This window comes from Streptomyces sp. NBC_01537 (genome assembly GCF_045040445.1).
GTDB lineage: Bacteria > Actinomycetota > Actinomycetes > Streptomycetales > Streptomycetaceae > Actinacidiphila.
In genome coordinates, this window is record NZ_CP109392.1 from 4864745 (window position 1) to 4881580 (window position 16836).

12 protein-coding genes and 2 tRNA genes are annotated in these 16836 nt (G+C 71.5%); 3 read left to right on the top strand and 11 right to left on the bottom strand.

The genetic code is table 11. The annotated features are described in order from the left end of the window. Window positions 1–207: 207 nt before the first annotated feature. The gene (locus OG607_RS22395) at window positions 208–1074 is read right to left on the bottom strand and encodes a rhomboid family intramembrane serine protease (RefSeq protein WP_405726198.1); all 867 of its coding nucleotides are present in this window, start codon (window positions 1072–1074) and stop codon (window positions 208–210) included. 84 nt (window positions 1075–1158) lie between these two features. Next, window positions 1159–1686, bottom strand: a complete 528-nt coding sequence (locus OG607_RS22400; RefSeq protein ID WP_405726201.1) for a peptidylprolyl isomerase — start codon at window positions 1684–1686, stop codon at window positions 1159–1161. A 251-nt stretch (window positions 1687–1937) separates the two neighbouring features. On the opposite strand from OG607_RS22400, the gene OG607_RS22405 reads away from it, so the two are divergent. Further along, window positions 1938–2708 carry a DUF5324 family protein gene (locus OG607_RS22405; RefSeq protein WP_405726204.1) on the top strand — a complete coding sequence of 257 codons (771 nt, stop codon included), beginning with the start codon at window positions 1938–1940 and terminating at the stop codon, window positions 2706–2708. Between the two features lie 89 nt (window positions 2709–2797). Here OG607_RS22405 and OG607_RS22410 read toward each other — a convergent pair whose 3' ends face one another. From OG607_RS22410 to OG607_RS22420, 3 genes are all read right to left on the bottom strand, one after another. After that, entirely contained in the window at window positions 2798–4357 is a 1560-nt protein-coding gene (locus OG607_RS22410) for an MFS transporter (RefSeq protein WP_405726207.1), read from the bottom strand. Window positions 4358–4433: 76 nt separating this feature from the next. Continuing rightward, complete coding sequence (locus OG607_RS22415) at window positions 4434–7652, bottom strand: BTAD domain-containing putative transcriptional regulator (protein ID WP_405726210.1); 3219 nt, start codon at window positions 7650–7652, stop codon at window positions 4434–4436. 82 nt (window positions 7653–7734) lie between these two features. Next, window positions 7735–7807, bottom strand: a tRNA-Ala gene (locus OG607_RS22420). Window positions 7808–7917: 110 nt separating this feature from the next. Here OG607_RS22420 and OG607_RS22425 point away from each other — a divergent pair. Next, entirely contained in the window at window positions 7918–8466 is a 549-nt protein-coding gene (locus tag OG607_RS22425; protein WP_405726213.1) for a helix-turn-helix domain-containing protein, read from the top strand. 46 nt (window positions 8467–8512) lie between these two features. Further along, window positions 8513–9718, top strand: a complete 1206-nt coding sequence (locus OG607_RS22430; protein ID WP_405726216.1) for a serine/threonine-protein kinase — start codon at window positions 8513–8515, stop codon at window positions 9716–9718. On the opposite strand, the gene OG607_RS22435 is transcribed toward OG607_RS22430, so the two are convergent. The 6 genes from OG607_RS22435 to gyrA all read right to left on the bottom strand — a co-directional run bounded on the left by OG607_RS22435 (window position 9711) and on the right by gyrA (window position 16805). Then, the gene (locus OG607_RS22435) at window positions 9711–10937 is read right to left on the bottom strand and encodes a hypothetical protein (RefSeq protein ID WP_405726219.1); all 1227 of its coding nucleotides are present in this window, start codon (window positions 10935–10937) and stop codon (window positions 9711–9713) included. The genes OG607_RS22430 and OG607_RS22435 overlap by 8 nt on opposite strands. 61 nt (window positions 10938–10998) lie before the next feature. Continuing rightward, window positions 10999–12876 (bottom strand): vWA domain-containing protein, encoded by a 1878-nt coding sequence (locus OG607_RS22440; RefSeq protein WP_405726222.1) that lies wholly within the window; start codon window positions 12874–12876, stop codon window positions 10999–11001. 155 nt (window positions 12877–13031) lie between these two features. Next, window positions 13032–13172, bottom strand: coding sequence for a DLW-39 family protein (locus OG607_RS22445; RefSeq protein ID WP_329315454.1), 141 nt, complete (start codon window positions 13170–13172; stop codon window positions 13032–13034). Between the two features lie 163 nt (window positions 13173–13335). Beyond that, a tRNA-Ile gene (locus OG607_RS22450) sits at window positions 13336–13409 on the bottom strand. Window positions 13410–13457: 48 nt separating this feature from the next. Next, window positions 13458–14177, bottom strand: coding sequence for a DUF3566 domain-containing protein (locus OG607_RS22455; protein WP_405726224.1), 720 nt, complete (start codon window positions 14175–14177; stop codon window positions 13458–13460). 3 nt (window positions 14178–14180) lie between these two features. Beyond that, on the bottom strand, window positions 14181–16805 hold the full coding sequence (gyrA, locus tag OG607_RS22460) for a DNA gyrase subunit A (RefSeq protein WP_405726226.1): 2625 nt from the start codon (window positions 16803–16805) through the stop codon (window positions 14181–14183). Window positions 16806–16836 lie beyond the last annotated feature (31 nt).

The window sequence follows — 16836 nt, forward strand, 5'->3', positions numbered from 1 at the left end:
CTGTTGAAAAGGTCGGAAGATCTGTGGATAACCAGTACCGGGTTGACGCCGGTGTGACCGGTGGTCCGTTGTACGGGCCACCGGTTATCGGTTGATCTTGCAGGTAGACACCCGTGGACACCAAGGTCCGGACGCCCTGTGCACATCATGCACAGGGCAGCTTGTTCTCTGTGGATAACGTCAGATCAACGCCACCGGTTACGGGTCTCAGCCGCTGATCCGGGACACCGCGACCGCCGACACCGCGATCACCGCCACCAGCACCGCCACGCAGGTCCCCCACTGCACCTGACGCCGCCGCTCACGGGGTGCGTACGCCATCCCTATGGCCACCAGGACGCCGGTCACCAGGCCGCCGATGTGGCCCTGCCAGCTGATGTTGGACCAGGTGAAGGTGAAGAGCAGGTTCAGCCCGAGCAGCATCAGCACGGGCCGCATGTCCTGCCGCAGCCGCTTCACGAACACCGCGGTCGCCCCGAAGAGGCCGAAGATCGCACCGGAGGCACCCAGCGTCAGCGCGTTGGGCGCCAGCAGCAGCACCAGCGCACTGCCGCCGAGGCCGGAGAGCAGATAGAGCGCGAGATAGCGGGCCCGCCCGAGCACGGCCTCCAGCGGCGCCCCGATCCACCACAGGGCGAGCATGTTGAAGCCGATGTGCGCGAACTCCTCGTGCAGGAAGACCGAGGTGATCATCCGGTACCACTGGCCGGGGTGGTTGGCCCCGACACCGCAGTGCACGACCCCCTGGGCGGTCCCGTTGTCGAAGCGGAAGCAGGGCCCGAACAGCCCCAGGTCGTTCACGAGGTCCTTGTTCGCGAGCACGGCCAGGAAGATCGCGAGATTCAGCCCGATGAGGATCTTGGTGACCAGCCGCTGGTCACCCGCGATGGTGCCGCCCGCGACCGTACGCGGCTGAGGAGCCGTACGGCCGGCCTCCCGCACGCACTCCGGGCACTGGAAGCCCACCGAGGCGCTGACCATGCAGTCAGGGCAGATCGGCCGCTCGCAGCGCGTGCACCGGATGCCGGTCTCCCGGTCCGGGTGGCGGTAGCAGCAGACCGTCTGATCCATCATGTCCTGGCCTTTCACAAAGACTCGCCCCGCCCGTCATACGCGCGGGCGGGGCTGTTCGGTTCCCGTCGAGCGGCGGGAGAGGTTCTAGCGGCGCTCGACCACCACGGACTCGATGACCACGTCCTCCAGCGGACGCTCGGTCCGGGGGTTGATCGGGGTGCTGATGATGGCGTCCACGACCTTCTGGCTGGCCGGGTCGGCGACCTCGCCGAAGATGGTGTGCTTGCGGGTCAGCCAGGTGGTGGGGGAGACCGTGATGAAGAACTGCGAGCCGTTGGTGCCCGGGCCGGCGTTGGCCATGGCCAGCAGGTACGGCTTGTTGAAGCTGAGGTCCGGGTGGAACTCGTCGGCGAACTTGTACCCCGGGTCTCCGGTGCCGTTTCCCAGCGGGTCGCCGCCCTGGATCATGAAGCCGGAGAGCACCCGGTGGAAGACCGTGCCGTCGTACAGCTTCTCGTGGGAGGGCTTCCCGGTCCTGGGATCGGTCCACTCGCGGGTGCCCTCGGCGAGCTCGACGAAGTTCTTGACCGTCCTGGGGGCGTGATCCTTGAAGAGCCGGATCACGATGTCCCCATGGCTGGTCCTCAGGGTGGCGTAGAGCTGCTCGGCCACTATCTACCTTCCTTAAGCCCGCACTGACAGGGGCAAATCCTCGCACGGCCCGCCTTCCCAGGAGTAACCATCGCGCGGAAGGCCACTTACGTGGCATCGTCGACAGAAGGCCCCCTTGCCCCGCATTGCCACGTACTTGCCCCGCCTTGACCCGTATGCCCGCGCGCGAATGCCGGATGTGCCGCCTGCAGGCATGATTTCAAACCGGGTGGAAAGGCGATTAACCGTACGCCACCGAGGAGGAGGTTCTCGTGACCCGCATCGAAAGCGTGCGCCACGCAGCCGACAGGACGAAGGACAGCGTGCGGCACGCCGCGGACGTGGTGGCGCCATACGCGAGCACGGCCAAGGACAGCGCCGTGCACTACGCGGACGAGGCCCGGCAGCGGCTGGCACCCAAGGTGTCCTCCGCCGCCCAGCAGGCCAGGGCGACCGCCCGCACACAGTACGACGCGCACCTGGCAGCGCGCGTCGACCAGGCCCGGGCCCAGGCCGTCGCCGCGGTCCCGCCCGGGGTTCAGGATGCCGTGGGCACAGCGGCCCAGCGCACCCGTGAGACCGCCCGGCAGGCCGCCGACTACGCCGCTCCGCGGGTCGAACAGGCCGTGGCCCAGGTCCGCGCCGCCGCGGGCCCGGCCAAGGACGAGGCGGTCACCAGGAGCGCGGCCGCGGTTGCTGCGCTGCGCAGCCATGTCACGGCCGGCGACATCGAGAAACTCGACCGCCGGCTCGCCCGCCGGGCCCGCAACGGCCGCATCGCCAAGCGGATCGCCGTGCTCGGCATCATCGGCGGCGCCGGCTTCGCCGCCTGGCGCTGGTGGAGCAGGCAGACCAACCCCGACTGGCTGGTCGAGCCCGCCCCCGCCACCGAGGTCTCCGACGCCGACCGCTCCCTCACCCAGGTCGACGGCTCCCCCGTCGACGCCCTCGACCCCGAGGTCCAGGCCAAACAGGCCGAGGCCGACGCGGCGGCGGAACGCCGCAACGGGAGCGGCCGCAACGGCGGCGAGACGTATCCATAGAGTCCGTGGAGTCCATGGAGTCCATAGCGAGAGTGCAGAGAGCTGCCCCGCGCCTCACAGCGCGGGGCAGCTCTCGTACCTCCGTGCGGTCAGGCCGCCACCGGCTCCGGCTCCGGCACCTCGATGACCGCCGGAACCGACCGCAGCGTGAAGAGCGCTACCACCGCACCGACCGCGATCAGGCCCGCGCCCACCATCGTCGTCACCTCAACGGCGTGGCAGAAGGCCGCGTACGCCGCATCCGCCACCCCCAGCCCGCCGGCAGCCGCCCCGCTCACCGACTCCCGGGCCCCGTGGGCCGCCCCGGCCGCAGTCCCCGCAGGCAGGTGCAGCGCGCCCCGGTAGACCGCCGTGAGCACGGATCCGAGCACCGCGATACCGAGCGCCCCGCCGAGCTCCATCGCGGTCTCGGAGATCGCCGCGGCGGCGCCCGTGCGCTCCTTGGGCGCGCTGGCCAGGATCGTGTCCGAGGTGACCGCCATGATCAGGATGATGCCCATGCCGTTGACGACCAGCGGCGCGAGGATCTCCGTCCAGTAGCCGGAGTCCGGCGTGCTCACCTGGCCCAGAACGGCCGTGCTGACCGACAGCAGCGCCAGCCCGAGGGCGACCACCTTCGCGCGGCCGATCCGGGGAATCAGCACCGAGGCCAGCGGGGCCGCGAAGGCCGCCGCCAGCGGGCCGGGGAGCAGGGCCAGGCCCGCCATCAACGGCGACCAGCCGCGTACGACCTGGAAGTAGAGCGAGAAGGCCAGCGACAGGGTGGAGGAGGCGAAGATCATCACCAGGTTGGAGCCCACCGCCCCGCTGAAGGCCGGGTTGCGGAACAGTCGCAGGTCGAGCAGCGGCTGTGCCACCCGGGTCTGGCGGCGGCCGAAGAGCAGCAGCGCGGCCACGCCGACGGCCGCGGCGGCCCACACCTGGCCCTCGTCGAAGCCGTCCCGGGCGCCGGTCTTGATCGCGTAGATCACACCGAGCAGGCCCACGACCGACAGCGGCACGCTCGCCCAGTCCAGCCGTCCCGGCTTCGGGTTGCGCCACTCGGGCAGCACCACAGCGCCCGCGACCAGCACGACCACCATCACCGGGACGTTGATCAGGAAGACCGAGCCCCACCAGAAGTGGTCCAGCAGCAGCCCGCCGACCACCGGGCCCAGCGCGAAGCTGGCGGCTCCGAGGCCTCCGCTGAGGCCCATGGCGGTGGTGCGCTCCCTGGGGTCGGTGAAGGCGTGCCGCACGATCGACATCGTGGACGGCATGATCATCGCCCCGGCCAGGCCGAGCAGCGCCCGCCCGGCGATCAGCGTCTCCGGGCTGCCGGCGTACGAGGTGAGCAGCGAGGCCGTCCCGAAGGCCGCGGCCCCGATCATCGCCATCCGCTTGCCGCCGAAGCGGTCGCCCAGGTTGCCCATGACCACGAGCAGGGCGCCCATCACGAAGCCGTAGACATCGGAGATCCACAGGATCTCGGTGCTGGACGGCTGCAGGTCCTTCACCAGCGAGGGGATGGCGTAGTTCAGGACGCTGTTGTCGATGCCGAGCAGCATTCCGGCCAGGCAGCACACCACCAGCGCCGCCCAGCGGCGGGGGGTCAGGTTCGCAGTTTCATTCGCGGTTTCATTCGCGGTCTCATCGGTCGTCTTCGTCATGCCGCTCACGGTGCGCGCGGGCGCTGACCGGCCGCGTACCGCCCACTGACCGGCGTCCACCGGCGCTCACCGGCGTCTACAGCGGGTCGGTCAGCGCCCTCAGCGCCTGTTCCCGGCTCAGCTGCGAGCCGCGCTCGAAGGCCGCCTCGTACGCCGCCGTGCCGAGGGCGGCGAGCGCCCCGGCCGCCGTACGCTCCGCGCCGGAGTCGGAGAGCCGGTCGCTGCCACGCAGCGTCCGGCACATGCCCAGCAGCTCGGCGGCCCGTTCGGGGCCGCCTTCGAGCAGGGCCAGCCCGGCGAAGGTCTCGGCGGCGACGGCACCGGGCAGCGGCAGATGGCGGGCGTGGTCGAGGACGACCGCCTCGCGGTAGTACGCGCGGGCCGCCACCGCGTCGCCCCGGGCGACGGCCGTGCGGATGAGGGCCCCGAACACGGCCACGCGGGTGCCGTTGCTGGAGAAGTAGCCGGCCGGGCAGTCGGCGAGCGCCCGTTCGCCCAGCCGCCACGCCTCGGGCAGGTCGCCGCGCAGCCGGGCGGACTCCGCGAGCACCATGTGGGCGCGGGCCGCGAACTCCGGGGCCCCGGCCCGGCGGGCGAGTTCTGCGGCCCGAAGGCAGTCGGCGCGGGCCTCCTCGTGCCGGCCGGCCCGTATGAGGAACGCGGCTCGCTGGCTGAGCAGTTCGGCGGTGTCCTGGACGGCGTCCATCTCATCGGCGAGGGCCAGCGCCTCGTCGGTGATGGCGATGGCCCGCTCGGCGTCGCCGCGGTGGTCGGCGGCCTCGGACAGCACGCTCAGGGACGTGATCATCCCCCAGCGGTCACCGAGCCGCCGGAACGCCGTGAGCGCCTCCCCGCACTCGCGCTCGGCGGCGTCGACGTCGAGCTCCACCATCCACATCTGGAAGCAGGCGCCGATCCGGGCCAGGGCCCGAAGCCACGGATCGTCCTCCTCGGCCAGGAAGGCGTCCAGCAGCGCGTACGCCCCCTCCGTGTCCTCCGGGACGCCCGCGAAGGGCGCCCAGATGACCGTCAGGGCCGGGTACCTGCGCGAGATCCGGCCTATCCCGTTGACGATCACCTCGGCCGCCGCGACATGCTCGGCCAGCATCGCCGAGTCCGGCAGGTCGGACACCCCCGCCAGTACGCCGAGGACGTACTCCTCCTCCAGCCCCTCCGGCGCCTTCGCACCGAGCGCGGCCAGCACCTGCCGGGCCGAGGCCGCGCCTTCGTAGCGCAGGCCGCGCAGCAGCCAGTACGAGGACAGGGCCGCGATCACCTGTAGGGCTGTGCCGGTGTCGCCTGCGGCCGCGGCGCGGCGCAGCACCGCGTGCAGGTTGTCGTGGTCGGCCGCGAGCACCCGCAGCCAGTGCACCTGTTCGGCCCGCCACATGTACCGCTCCGCCGACCGGGCCAGCCCGATGAAGTACTCGGCGTGCGCGCGGCGCAGCGCCTCGGTCTCAGCGGCCTCGCCGAGCCGTTCGCCGCCGTAGGCCCGGATGGTCTCCAGCAGCCGGTAGCGAAGCGGGCCGCCGCCGGCCGGGCCGTCCGGGCGGTAGGCAACGACCAGGGACTTCTCCACGAGGGAGTCGATGAGGTCGAGTACCTCGTCGGCCTCGACCGCGTCACCGTCGGCGCAGACCGCCTCCGCGGCCGCGAGCGTCCAGCCGCCCGCGAAGACCGAGGCCCGGCGCAGCACGGTCCGCTCGCTGTCCGCCAGGAGGTCCCAGCTCCAGTCCACGACTCCGCGCAGTGTCTGCTGCCGGGGCTGGGCGGTGCGGCTTCCGCGTGACAGCAGCCGGAAGCGGTCGTCGGCGCTGATCCGGGCGGCGATCTCGGTCGCGGTCAGCGAGCGCAGCCGGGCGGCGGCCAGCTCGATCGCCAGTGGCATCCCGTCGAGGGCCGCGCAGATGACCCGTACCGCCTCGCTCTCCGCCGCCGGGTCGAAGTCCGGGCTCACGGCCGCCGCGCGCTCGGCGAAGAGCTGGGCGGCGGTGACCCCGGGCAGCGGCTCCAGCGGGCAGAGGGTCTCGCCGGTGATGCCCAGCGCCTCGCGGCTGGTGGCGAGGATCCGGACCCGCGCACACCCCGCGAGCAGCCCGGCCGCGAGCCGGGCGGCGTCGGAGACCAGATGCTCGCAGTTGTCCAGCACCAGCAGCAGTTCACGGTCGGCGAGCGCGGCCAGCAGCCGGGCCAGGGGATCGGGCGCGGCAGCGTCATGGCCGCTCGCCCCAGGTGCCGGGCGCAGTCCCGACTCGCGCAGCCCCAGCGCCCAGGCCACCGCCTGTGGCACGTCCCCGCCGTCGGTCAGCGCGGACAGATCGACGAAGCACACCTCCCCCGGGTGCCGGGCGCCCGCCTCGACGGCGGTGCGGGTCTTCCCGGCGCCACCGGGGCCGAGCAGCGTGACCAGCCGGACCCGGCCGAGCAGCGATCCGATCCGTGCCAGTTCCCCGTCGCGGCCGACGAAGCTGGTCAGCTGGGCGGGCAGCGGATGCCAGCCAGGTGATGTTTCACGTGAAACATCCGTTGAAGCAGCCGTTTCACGTGAAACCACCGGCCCCGGATCCCCGCGCAGCACCGCCAGATGCGCCTCGGCCAGCTCCCGCCCCGGATCCGCACCGAGCGCCTCGGCCAGCTCCCGCCGCGCCTCCTCGTACACCTGCAGCGCCTCGGACTGCCGCCCGCAGCTGTACAGCGCCCGCATCAGCTGCGCCCGCAGCCGCTCCCGCAGCGGATAGGCCACCACCAGCTCGCGCAGCTCCGCGACCAGTTCCAGGTGCCGGTGCGCGTCCAGAGCCAGCTCCGCCGCGATCCGGTCCTCCACCGCCGCGATCCGCAGCTCCTCCAGCCGGGTCACCTGCGGCTCCGCGAACGGCGCATAGCCCACATCGGCCAGCGCCGAGCCCCGCCACAGCGCGAGGGCTTCCCTCAACATCCCGGCCGCACGCGCCGGTTCGCCGCCCGCAAGCGCGTCCCGGCCCTGCGCGGCAAGCCGCTCGAAGCGGTGCACGTCGACATCGCCGGCATCGATCGCGAGCCGGTAACCGGCGGGGTGGTTCTCGATGGGCACCCGCAGCGCCGATCGCAGCCGCGACACCTGCGACTGCAGCGCGTTGGCGACCCCGGCCGGCGGGTCCTCGCCGTACAGCCCGTCGATCAGCCGCTCGACGGTGATGATCCGCCCGGCCTCCAGCAGCAGCATGGCCAGCAGCGCACGCCGCGCCGGCCCGCCCACGGCAGCCGGGCTCCCGTCAGCCAGCCGCGCCCGCGTCTCCCCCAGGATGCCGAACCGCACGTCGTTGATTGTGTCCCACCCCCGCCGGCCCCGTACGCAGATCAGCGCGGGCCGCTGGTGCGGCCCGCGCTGATCGGGGTTGTGGAGCCTAGGGGAGTCGAACCCCTGACATCTGCCATGCAAAGACAGCGCTCTACCAACTGAGCTAAGGCCCCGTGCCGCAGACCAGGGTACCGGTTGCGGAGGTGGACACCGACCGAGTATCCGGGTCCGTAGGATGGTTTGCAACATTCGCAGCCGCAAAGCAGAGCCGCCGGGAGCGCGTATGGACACATCGCCGCAGGACGCCACCGCCCGTGCGCAGGAACTGCAGCGCGGCTGGTACGGGGAGCCGCTGGGGGATCTGTTCCGGCGGCTGATCGGCGATCTGGGGCTCAATCAGTCGCGGCTGGCCGGCGTACTGGGGCTGTCGGCGCCGATGCTGTCGCAGCTGATGAGCGGGCAGCGGGCAAAGATCGGCAACCCGGCGGTGGCGCAGCGGGTGCAGGCGCTGCAGGAACTGGCCGCGCACGTCGCCGAGGGGGTCACCACGCATGCGCAGGCGGCGGCCCGTATGGAGGAGATCCGGCACTCGGAGGGATCCTCGCTGCTCAACACCACGCAGAGCACCTCCTCGGGCGAGCGGCTGCCGCCCGCGCGGCGGGTCGTACGGGAGATCCAGTCGCTGCTGCGCTCGGTCGCCTCCGCCGAGGAGATCACCGAAGCCGCCGCCACCCTCGCCCCGGGCCACCCCCAACTGGCAGAGTTCCTCCGTGTGTACGGCGCCGGGCGCACCGATGACGCGGTGACCCACTTCGAAGCGCACCAGGACTGAGACTTCAGTACGGCCGAGGCACGGAACAGGGGGCGGGACGCAGACCATGGGCGAGGTCTTCGCGGGCCGGTACGAGCTGGTGGACCCGATCGGGCGGGGCGGCGCGGGCGCGGTGTGGCGCGCCTGGGACCGGCGTCGCGGACGCTATGTCGCGGCCAAGGTGCTGCTGCAGAGCGACGCCCACTCCCTGCTGCGCTTCGTGCGCGAGCAGGCGCTGCGCATCGACCACCCCCATGTCCTGGCGCCCGCCAGCTGGGCGGCCGACGACGACAAGGTGCTCTTCACCATGGAACTGGTGCGCGGCGGCTCGCTGTCGCACGTCATCGGGGACTACGGCCCGCTTCCGCCGCGCTATGTGTGCGTGCTCCTGGACCAGTTGCTGTCCGGGCTGACCGCCGTGCACGCCGAGGGGGTGGTGCACCGGGACATCAAGCCCGCCAACATCCTCCTGGAGGCCACCGGCGCCGGACAGCCGCACCTGCGCCTGTCGGACTTCGGCATCGCCATGCGCAAGGGCGAGCCGCGGCTCACCGACACCAACTACGTGGTCGGCACGCCCGGTTACTTCGCCCCGGAGCAGATGCTCGGCGCGGAGCCGGACTTCCCCGCCGACCTGTACGCCGGCGGGCTGGTCGCCCTGTATCTGCTCAGCGGCAAGAAGCCCGACCAGCAGGGCATCTTCGCGATGTACGAGCACGGCACCCCCCGCGCCCCGGTGGGCGTGCCCGAGCCTTTGTGGCAGGTGATCGGCACGCTGCTGCAGCCGGACCCGGACGCCCGCTTCCGTACGGCGACAGGCGCACGCAAGGCCCTCGCCGCGGCCCTGGAGCTGCTGCCCGAGCCGGGCATCGACGAGGAGCCGGTCGAGGTCTTCGACCAGATCGGCCCGCTGCCCGAGGGCTTCGGGCCGACGGGGCCAGCGGGGCCGGCCGACCCGGCTCCTGTGCCCTCCGCCGGGGAGACCAGCGGTTTCCGCCTCGCCCCGCCGCTGCCCGTCCCCGAGCGGCCGACCACTCCGCCGACCCAGGCGCCCGCCACCCCGCCGGGCACCCGCCCCTACACCCCGCAACCGCTGCCGACGCAGGTGCCGGTGCCGCAGCCGCAGCCGGTGCCCGCGCATGCGCATGCGCGTGCGGCAGCCCTGCCCGCACGACGCCCCGGCCCTCCCGTCAAGCTGGTCGTGCCGATCCTGACCATCGCCGCGCTGTGCTTCGCCTTCGGCATCTGGGCGCTGACCGGCGGAGCTACCTGACCGCGTCCACCGACCGCCGCCGGGCGGACACCGTCCACACGGCCAGCGACAGCACCAGCACCGTGCCGGCCCCCAGCGCCGCGAAGCCCGCCAGCCGCAGCGCGGATCCGCCCCCCGCGACACCGCCGTCGCCATCGCCCGCGCTCAGGGGGCTGTCCGCGCCGCCTATGTACGCCGGACCCGCCACCGCGCTGCCCTTGACGCCGATCCGCAGCGTGAAGCTCACCTTGCCGTCGATGAAGCCGGCCACGGCGGGGCTGAGCGTTATCTCCAGGTAGTACCTGCCGGAGAAGCGCATCGCGCTGATCGAGTCGGTGGTGTTGAAGCGGTTGGCGTACAGCGCCGGGGCGGTGCCCAGCGCGACCTCGGCCGGGTCGCCGTCGTAGGAGGCCGAGTCGTCGGTGACGGCCCCGCGCGCGGGGTTGTAGAGGTCCAGCTGTATGCCGCTGGAGGCGAAGGTGCCGGTCGCGCCTTCCTTCGGCTCGGTGTTGCCGAACTCGGCCGTGGTGAAGAGCTGCTGCCCCCAGTCGACCGGCACCTCGTAGAACAGCGTCTGCCCGGGGAGGATCCGGTCCGTGTAGACACCGGCCCCCAGCTCGGTGGCGTCGTTGAAGCCCGTGCCGCCGGTGACGGTCTTGGCCGAGCCGCTGGGCGGCACAGGGGTGCCCGAGCTCCAACTGCTGGGCGAGGGCGCTGTGGTGGCCCCGTGCTCGACCCCCGGCTCCAGGACGAAGCGGATCTCTATCGGCCAGTCGCCCGGGTCGGAGGTCGCGGCGCTGTCCCGTTCCACCAGAAAGAGATAGTGCCCGGCCTTCTGGCAGGACCTGTCATTGACGATCCGGCGGGAGGCGTAGGCCGCGATCGGCCGGGCGGCCTCGGCGGACCCGAAGGAGGCGTCGCCGCCCAGGCTGCAGGAGTTGCCGTCGGTGTCCTGCAGCGACACCGAGATGCCGTCGGAGTATCCGACCGTGGTGTCTGCTCTGGGCGCGGCCACCGCCGAGATGAAGGCGCTGGAGCTGTCGTCCAGGTCCACGCCGTAGTACTTCCGGTCGCCCACGCCGATGGTGTCGGTGTAGATGCCCGGTTTGACGGTCGGGGCGTCGGTGCTGCCCGCCGTGCCCGTCACCGCCGTGCCGGCGGTCTTGTACGACGGGATGCCCGAGGTGTCCGCGAGCGCGGCGCCCGCCGGCCCGGCGAACGCTGCCAGAGCGGCCGCCATCACCACCAAGGCAGGCCGTAGGGCCCGGGCGCCGAATCCTGTCCGGGCAGCACCCGGTTCCTCACGCATCACGCCCCGCCGCCCCTCGTCCTCCGGCCGTCCTGCGCCGCACCGCCGCCGTCACGGCCACGCCCACGAGGGCCACCGCCCCGCCCGCACCTGCCGCGATCATGTCGCTTCCGGTCACGAATCCTCCCCCGTCGCCCACCGCCGTGTCCCCCGTCTTCACCGAATCGCCCACCGCGGAGGCGCTGCTGCCGCTGCCGGCACTCCCGCTCGCCGCCGGCGCCGCCCTGTACTGCGGCCCGGCCAGCTCCGTCCCCGTCACATTCACCCGCAGCACCACCCCCACCGCCGCGTTCTCCGCGAGCCGCGCCGCCCCCGGGCCCAGCGACACGGCGATGTAGTAGTCGCCCGCGCTGTGCACCGCCGGGGCCGCGCCCGCGACGACCCAGCGGTTTGTCCACGTCACAGCAACCGTACCGAGCCCCACTGACAACGGCTTCCCGAAGTAGCTCCGCTGCTCGGAGGAGCCCGAGGCGTCGCGCACCGGCAGCCGCTGCGGCGCGTAGGCCCGGGTCCGTACGAACGACCAGTCAGCCGTCGAAGTCCCCGCCACCACCGGCTCGTTGGCGAACTCGGCGGTGTAGCTCAGCCGCTGCCCCCAGCCCACCCGCACTTTGTAGAAGAGGGTCTGCGCGGGCAGCAGCCTGTCCCGCCACACGCCCTTGGCGACCCTGCGGGCGTCGTTGAAGCCCGTGCCGCCCTCCACATCCGCCGGCTCGCCCACAACAGCCGCCGGGGCCTGCCCGTAGACCGTCTCGGCCGGCGCCGGGGTCGCCCCGGCCGCCAGCACCGGCTCGGCTCCGTACCGCAGCTCCAGCGTCCAGCGGCCCCGGTCCGAGCCTGCGTCACTCGTGCGGTGGACGGACAGCAGATAGCGCCCCGCCTTGTCGCACGTCCCGCTGCCCTTGGCGCTGGGCACCCGGCTCACGGCCGTGCTGAGCACCATCGCGCCCTCGTCCTGCCCGAAGTGGTCGTACGAGCTGTCGCAGGTGTACGCATAGCCGCCCGAGCCGGCCGCCGTCTGCAGCTTCAGCTCGATCCCGTCCCGGTAGGCCACCCCGGCCCCCGCCGACGGCACCGCCGTCACCGCCAGATCGGCCGCCGACCCACTGTCCAGCCCCGGCGCGTACCACCGGGTCTCCCCGGGTCCGATGCTGTCCACGTACTGTCCCGCGCCCAGCCCGGCCGCCTGCTTCGCGCTGGCGCCGCCCCGCACAGCTTCGCCCTCGACCCGGTACGCGTCCGCGCTCAGCCGCGAGGCCCGCTCCAACTGCCGCGCCAGGGCAGCCGCGTCAGGTGCGTCGTAGTAGGCGCCGTGGCCGGCTCCCGCGATGCACTCCAGCTGCGTACGGGCCTTGCCGCGCACCTGGAAGCCGACCGTGTCGATGCGCAGGTCGATCCCGTCGCCCGCGAGCTCCTTCGCGACCTCGCACGGCTCGGGGTCGCCGCAGTTGTCCTCGCCGTCCGACACCAGCAGCACCGTCCCCCGGCCGCCCTCCGGCAGATCTGCGGCCGCCTTGCGCAGCGAGAGCCCGATGGGGGTGTCCCCCTTGGGCTCGACCGCCGCCACCGCCGCCTTCATCGCGGCCCGGTCCAGCGCGTGTACGGGTTCCACCAGCGAGGTGTCGTCACAGCCGTGCGTCTTCCCGGCTCCGTACACCCGCAGCCCCGTCGGATAGCCGTCCGGCAGCGTGTCCACCACGTCGTTGACGGCCTTCCTGGCGGCCGTCATGCGCGCGCCGGCCATCGACCCGGAGGAATCCAGCACCATGATGAGGCTGTCCTGCGAAGTTCCGGCCGCATGCGCAGGAGGGGCCGCACCGGCGATCACCGCCAGCAGCAGCCCTCCGACCAGGGCCCAACGTCGTCGCATGTGCCGCTTCCCCCTCGCGTCGCGTTCGCTGTCGCGAAGGTATTGATTTGCGACAGCAAATTCAAGCGGCTGTCCGTCACGGTCCCGCAACAGCCCGCACAGAACAGCGAAGCCCCGACCGCCGTGCGGTCGGGGCTTCCAGGAAACCTGGCGTCTCAGACGCTCGCGCCGGAACCCGCCGGAACGGAGTCCGTCGCCTCCGTCCACAGGTCCTGCTCGGCGCGGTCCGCCTGGATCTGGCGGTACACGAGGAGACCGCCGATGGCGGCCAGTGCGACCAGGAGAATCTTCTTCACCGCGCGACCTCGTCCTTCTTGCGTTTGGGGGTCCTCCGACGGGCCCGACTATACACACCGGCCGATATCGAACGGTGACCTGCTACCGCCCCAACTTCCGCAGCGGCCATAAGGAAACGGCCCGCACGGATCTTGATCCGTACGGGCCGTTCCTTCCACGCGGTGGGGCTAACAGGACTTGAACCTGTGGCCTCTTCCTTATCAGGGAAGCGCTCTAACCGTCTGAGCTATAGCCCCGCGCTGCGTTGAAAGATTAGCGCACCCGGGGCCATGTCCCAAAATCGGTTACTCGTCCTCCGCCAGGGTCAGCTCGATGCCGCCCACCATGCCTGCGGACAGGTTGTAGATGAACGAACCCAGCGTGGCCAGGGCCGTGGCGAGCACCACATCGATGACCGCGATGACCGAGGTGAAGGTCAGCACCCGCGACAGCGACAGGAACGACTCCAGGTCGAAGCCGCCGCCAGTGCCGGAGTCCGTCGCCTCGCTTATGGTGCCGCCGACGGTGGAGAAGACGCCGAGGGTGTCCAGGACCATCCACAGGGCGGCGACGGCGACGACGGTGCAGACGCCCAGGGCGATGGAGAGCAGGAAGCTGACCTTCATCACCGACCAGGGGTCGGCCTTGGCGACCCGCAGACGCGCCTTGCGCGTGCGCGGGGCGGTGCGGGCGGCGGCGGGGCGCGGCTTGCGCACGCCGGCCGCGTCCGGGGAGCCCACGGGCGGCACGTAGGCCTGCGGGGGCTGCACCGGAGGTACCGGCGGCTGCGGGGGCTGGTCCGGCGCGACCGGGATCCCGCCCCCGTAGGTCTGCTGCTGCCGCACCGCGTGCTGGTGCTGCGGCGACTGCGGGTGACGGGTGTCGGTCACTATGTTTCCCCCCTGATGCGGGCCGTTGCCCGTGGGTGCGCCAGGGGCACCGCCGGGTGCGACCGGAGGGGCAGCCGGAAACGGCTTCCCTCCGTCCGCGCCCGTCCCGCCCGCGGCGCCCGTGGCTGCACTCACGGCTTACTCCTCTGTTTCGGCGGCCGTGGGCTGCGCCTGCGCGACGCCCTCGGCCCCTTCGACCGCTTCAACTTCTTCATCGGCTGCGTCGACCTCATCGGCCTCCGCCCCCGCTTCGGCGTTGCGCGCGATGCCCACAACGGCATCCCGCTTGCCGAGGTTGATCAGTTGGACGCCCATGGTGTCACGGCCCGTCTCCCTGACCTCGTTGACCCGCGTACGGATCACGCCGCCGCTGAGGGTGATGGCGAGGATCTCATCGGTCTCCTCCACCACCAGCGCCCCGACCAGCGAGCCACGGTCCTCAACGATCTTCGCCGCCTTGATACCGAGGCCTCCACGACCCTGGACGCGATACTCGTCCACATTGGTTCGCTTCGCATACCCGCCATCTGTGGCAGTGAAGACGAAAGTACCTGGCCGGACGACATTCATCGAGAGAAGTTCGTCACCTTCTCGGAAGGACATCCCCTTCACCCCCGATGTCGCACGTCCCATGGGCCGAAGGCTCTCATCCGTAGCTGTGAACCGGATGCACTGCGCCTTGCGCGACACCAGCAGCAGATCGTCGTCCGCCGAGACCAGCTCCGCGCCGATCAGCTCGTCGGAGGAGCCGTCCGCGCCGGAATCCGTCTCGCGCAGGTTGATCGCGATGACACCGCCCGAGCGAGGGGAGTCGTAGTCCTTCAGCGAGGTCTTCTTCACCAGGCCGGACTTGGTGGCCAGCACCAGGTAGGGCGCCGCGTCGTAGTCGCGGATCGCCAGGATCTGCGCGATGGACTCGTCCGGCTGGAAGGCCAGCAGGTTCGCGACATGCTGCCCGCGCGCCTCACGGCCCGCGTCGGGGAGCTCGTACGCCTTGGCGCGGTAGACCCGGCCCTTGTTGGTGAAGAACAGCAGCCAGTGGTGCGTGGTGGAGACGAAGAAGTGGTCGACGATGTCGTCCTGCTTCAGCTTCGTGCCGCGTACGCCCTTGCCGCCGCGCTTCTGCGAGCGGTAGTCCTCGGTCTTCGTACGCTTGACATAGCCGCCGCGGGAGATCGTGACGACGATGTCCTCCTCGGCGATCAGGTCCTCGATGGACATGTCACCGTCGAAGGGCACCAGCTTGCTGCGCCGGTCGTCGCCGAACTTCTCGACGATCGCGGCCAGCTCCTCGCTGATGATGGAGCGCTGCCGCTCCGGCGAGGCCAGGATCGCGTTGTACTCGTTGATCTTCTGCTGCAGCTCGTCGTGCTCGGCGACGATCTTCTGGCGCTCCAGGGCGGCCAGCCGGCGCAGCTGCATCTCCAGGATCGCGTTCGCCTGGATCTCGTCGATCGTGAGCAGGCCCATCAGGCCGGTGCGCGCGATGTCGACGGTGTCGCTGCGCCGGATGAGGGCGATGACCTCGTCGATCGCGTCCAGCGCCTTGAGCAGGCCGCGCAGGATGTGCGCGCGCTCCTCGGCCTTGCGCAGGCGGAAGCGGGTCCGCCGGACGATTACCTCGACCTGGTGGGTCACCCAGTGGCGGATGAACTGGTCGAGGGACAGCGTGCGCGGCACGCCGTCGACCAGGGCCAGCATGTTGGCGCCGAAGTTGGACTGCAGGTCGGTGTGCTTGTAGAGGTTGTTCAGCACGACCTTGGCGACCGCGTCGCGCTTGAGGACGATCACCAGGCGCTGGCCGGTCCGCGACGAGGTCTCGTCGCGCACGTCGGCGATACCGCCGACACGGCCGTCCTTCACCAGGTCGGCGATCTTCTGCGCGAGGTTGTCGGGGTTGGTCTGGTACGGCAGCTCGGTGACCACCAGGCACTGCCGGCCCTGGATCTCCTCGACCGCGACGACCGCCCGCATGGTGATCGAGCCGCGCCCGGTGCGGTACGCCTCCTCGATGCCCTTACGGCCCACCACCAGGGCGCCGGAGGGGAAGTCCGGGCCCTTGATGCGCTCCAGGAGCGCGTCGAGCAGCTCCTCGGGGGTGGCCTCGGGGTTCGCCAGGCACCACTGGGCGCCGTCGGCGACCTCGCGCAGGTTGTGCGGCGGGATGTTGGTCGCCATACCGACCGCGATACCGGCGGAGCCGTTGATCAGCAGGTTGGGGAAGCGCGCCGGCAGGACCGTCGGCTCCTGGTTGCGGCCGTCGTAGTTGTCCGTGAAGTCGACGGTCTCCTCGTCGATGTCGCGGACCATCTCCATGGACAGCGGCATCATCTTGCACTCGGTGTAGCGCATCGCGGCGGCCGGGTCGTTGCCCGGGGAGCCGAAGTTGCCGTTGGAGTCCACGAGCGGCATGCGCATGGACCACGGCTGGGCGAGGCGTACGAGAGCGTCGTAGATCGAGGAGTCGCCGTGCGGGTGGTACGTGCCCATGACGTCGCCGACGACGCGGGCGCACTTGTAGAAGCCCTTCTCGGGCCGGTAGCCGCCGTCGTACATCGCGTACAGGACGCGGCGGTGCACGGGCTTGAGGCCGTCACGGACATCGGGCAGCGCGCGCGACACGATGACGGACATCGCGTAGTCGAGATAGCTGCGCTGCATCTCGGTCTCGAGGCCGACCGGCTCGATGCGCAGGACGGTCTCGCCCTCGGCGGCGGAACCTTCGGGAATTGCTGGGGTGCCAGGCGTGGTCTCGTCGGCCATTACTGGTCAAAGTCCTTTCGAGCTGCAGCTT

Bases quoted from the DNA above. Each gene is read 5' to 3' on its own strand.
- gyrA (WP_405726226.1), bottom strand. From the start codon at position 16,805: ATGGCCGACGAGACCACGCCTGGCACCCCAGCAATTCCCGAAGGTTCC.
- OG607_RS22430 (WP_405726216.1), top strand. From the start codon at position 8,513: ATGGGCGAGGTCTTCGCGGGCCGGTACGAGCTGGTGGACCCGATCGGG.
- OG607_RS22410 (WP_405726207.1), bottom strand. From the start codon at position 4,357: ATGACGAAGACGACCGATGAGACCGCGAATGAAACCGCGAATGAAACT.
- OG607_RS22395 (WP_405726198.1), bottom strand. From the start codon at position 1,074: ATGATGGATCAGACGGTCTGCTGCTACCGCCACCCGGACCGGGAGACC.
- OG607_RS22435 (WP_405726219.1), bottom strand. From the start codon at position 10,937: ATGGCGGCCGCTCTGGCAGCGTTCGCCGGGCCGGCGGGCGCCGCGCTC.
- OG607_RS22425 (WP_405726213.1), top strand. From the start codon at position 7,918: ATGGACACATCGCCGCAGGACGCCACCGCCCGTGCGCAGGAACTGCAG.
- OG607_RS22440 (WP_405726222.1), bottom strand. From the start codon at position 12,876: ATGCGACGACGTTGGGCCCTGGTCGGAGGGCTGCTGCTGGCGGTGATC.